At 71.4% G+C, this 3,142-nt stretch carries 2 protein-coding genes; both read left to right on the top strand.

Annotation, left to right across the window (positions count from 1 at the left end; translation table 11 throughout):
* On the top strand, positions 1-1,890 hold a 1,890-nt coding region (locus tag G6022_RS13145; RefSeq protein ID WP_241731215.1), incomplete at its 5' end, for a penicillin-binding protein 2.
* Between the two features lie 75 nt (positions 1,891-1,965).
* A partial coding sequence (locus tag G6022_RS13140) for a UDP-N-acetylmuramoyl-L-alanyl-D-glutamate--2,6-diaminopimelate ligase (RefSeq protein ID WP_182691723.1) occupies positions 1,966-3,142 on the top strand: 1,177 nt, incomplete at its 3' end.

Genomic DNA, 3,142 nt, shown 5'->3' with positions numbered 1-3,142 from the left:
CAGGGACCGCGGGTCCCCTCGGGGGCCCCTCGCGGCAGCCGGTCGGGTGACGGTCGGCCCCCCACCCGCTCCGGCAGGGTCCTCACCGCGGCGTCGACGGACCGGCGGTTCACGTGGATGCGCTCCGCCTTCGTGGTGATCATGGTGATCGCGCTGGTCAAGCTGCTGTGGGTACAGACGATCGGTGGCACCGAACTCGCGGCCCGGGCGGAGAGCCAACGGCAGGTCCACCAGGTGCTCCCCGCCACCCGTGGCGCGATCGTCGATGTGCACGGCGACCCGATCGCGTTCACCCGGGAAGCCCGTGATCTGTCCATCCAGCCACTGGTCGAGAAGCGCAACGCCGAGGCGCGCAGGGAACTGGACCGCACCAAACCCACCTGGGACCAGCTGGTCGACGAGATCGGCGACGAGTTCGAGTCCGTGCTCGGGGAGAAGGTGGACCGCGAGGAGATCGAGGCCAAGCTCACGTCCGAGGGTGGCTTCACCTACCTCGTCCGCAACGTCGACGTGACCCAGGCCAACGCGATCACCAGGAAGTTCCCCATGATCGGCGCGGAGCGTGTGGACATCCGCGAGTACCCGGGCGGAGCCCTCGCGGCCAACGTGGTGGGAGCCACGTCGAAGAGCGACGACGGCAAGCTCATCGGCCTGCAGGGCATCGAGGCGTCCTTCAACGACGAACTCGACGGCGAGGACGGCCGACAGACCTTCGACAGGGCCCAGGACGACACGGTGATCCCGGGGACGCTGCGGAACGTCTCGGCACCGCGTGACGGCGACACGATCCGTCTGACCCTGGACGCGGACCTGCAGTGGCACGTCCAGAAGGCGGTGCAGTCCGCCAAGGACTCCTCGGGTGCGCAGAGCGCGTCCGCGGTCGTGTTGGACGCCCGGACCGGCGAGGTCCGCGCGATGGCCAACGACAACACCTTCAACCCCGCGGTGGGGATCGGCGCCGAGCTCGAGCGCGGGGCCGACCTCGGTAACCCGGCGATCACCTCGCCGTTCGAGCCCGGGTCGGTGCAGAAGATCATCACCGCCGCCGCGGCGATCGAGGCCGGGCTGACCGATCCCGGGGAGGTCCACTCCGTCGACGGGAGCATCAGCATGGAGGGGGTGACCGTCTCCGATGCGTGGCAGCACGGTCCCACGCCGTACACGACCACGGGCATCTTCGGGAAGTCCTCCAACGTCGGGACCCTCATGCTGGCCCAGCGGGTCGGCAAGGAGCCGTACTCGGAGTACCTGGAGAAGTTCGGGTTGGGGCAGCGCTCCGGGATCGAACTCGCCGGTGAATCGGACGGGTTGGTGCCCGACCTGCAGAACTGGCAGGGCGGTACCTTCGCCAACCTGCCGATCGGCCAGGGGTTGTCCATGACGACCCTGCAGATGGCGGGCATCTATCAGACGATCGCCAACGACGGGGTCCGGGTGCCGCCCCGGATCGTCGCCGAGCGGGTGGACCCGGACGGTGAGACCCATGCGTCCGAGCGACCGGAGGGCGAGCGGGTGGTGAGTGAGCAGACCGCTCGCACGGTGCGTGACATGTTCCGCTCGGTGGTCCAGTCCGGGCCGGGAGCACAGGCGGGAACCGGCCCTCAGGCCGCGGTGGCCGGGTACCAGATCAGCGGTAAGACCGGCACGGCCCAGCAGATCGACCCGTCGTGTGCGTGCTACTCCAACTCCCGGTACTGGATCACCTTCTCCGGGATCCTGCCCGCCGACGATCCGCGGTACGTGATCTCGATCATGCTCGACGCCCCCCAGCGCGGCACCCTCGGCGCGTCCGCCGCGCCGCTGTTCCACGACATCGCCTCCTGGCTGGTCAACCGGGACAACATCCCGCCGTCCGCCCCCGCAGCCGACCTGATCCTGCAGGCGCAGTGACCCGCGACCGGCAAGGTAGCGTGTAGCGGGTTCACGGGGGGTCACGGACAACGAGAGGCGGGTCGAGGACAGGCTATGACGACAGCGGCACAGCTGGCGGACGCGGTGCGCGCCGGCCTCCTCGGCGACAGGGCGGCAGCCCACACGGAGCTCACCGGCGCCACCATCCGGGCCCAGGACGCGATGCCCGGCACCCTCTTCGCGGCGCTGCCCGGAACCAGGATCCACGGCGCCTCGTTCTGTGCGACCGCGGTCGAGGCGGGCGCCTCGGCGGTGCTCACCGACGCCGAGGGGCTGGAGCTGATGGGGCCCGCCGCCGACCGTGTCCCGGTCCTCGTGCACCCCCGGCCGCGGTCCGTCCTGGGCGAGGTGGCGGCGGCCATCGTCGGGGACCCGTCCGCGGAGTTGGACGTCGTGGGGATCACCGGGACGTCGGGCAAGACCACCACCTCGTATCTGGTGGAGGCCGCACTCGAGGGCTGTGGCCTCGTGGCGGGGATCATCGGCACCACGGGCAGCCGGGTGGGCGGGCGGCACCTGCCGAGCAGCCTCACGACCCCCGAGGCCCCCGAGTTCCAGGCGCTGCTGGGTGCGATGCGCTCGGAGGGCGCCCGCGCCGTCGCCGCCGAGGTCTCCAGCCACGCGCTGCGGCTCGGCAGGGTGGACGGGACACGGTTCGCCGTCGGCGCGTTCCTCAACCTCTCCCAGGATCACCTCGACTTCCACCCGAGCATGGAGGACTACTTCAAGGCCAAGGCCCGCCTCTTCGACGCCGACGCCGACACGGGTTCCGCGGTGCGGCCCGCCGAACGGGCCGTGATCGTGATCGACGACGACTGGGGGAGGCGACTGCTGGCGTCCCGACCGGACGCGGTGACCGTCTCGGCCGATCCCCGCGGGTCGGCCGACTGGACGGCGGGCGAGGCACTGACCACCGACGGCGATCGACAGGCCTTCGCCGCGTGGGGACCGCACGGCGTGACCGTGGAGGTCGATCTGCCACTGCTCGGCCGCTTCAACGTGGCCAACGCACTGGTCGCGCTCGCGATCGTCGACTCCCTCGGGCTGGACGTGCGGGCCGCGGCCGCCGGGCTGCGGAACGTGAGGGTTCCGGGCCGGCTCGAGCCCGTGGTCCGGGGCCAGGACTTCCGGGTGCTGGTGGACTACGCCCACAAACCCGCCGCGGTCGCCGCGGTCCTGCGCTCCGTCCGTGCGCAGACCCGGGGCCGGGTGGCCGTCGTCCTGGGCGCCG

Source organism: Dietzia sp. Cai40 (assembly GCF_014145165.1).
Classification (GTDB): Bacteria; Actinomycetota; Actinomycetes; order Mycobacteriales; family Mycobacteriaceae; genus Dietzia; species Dietzia natronolimnaea.
The sequence above is the reverse complement of the archived record's forward strand: the minus strand, read 5'-3'. Positions and strand labels throughout refer to the sequence as shown.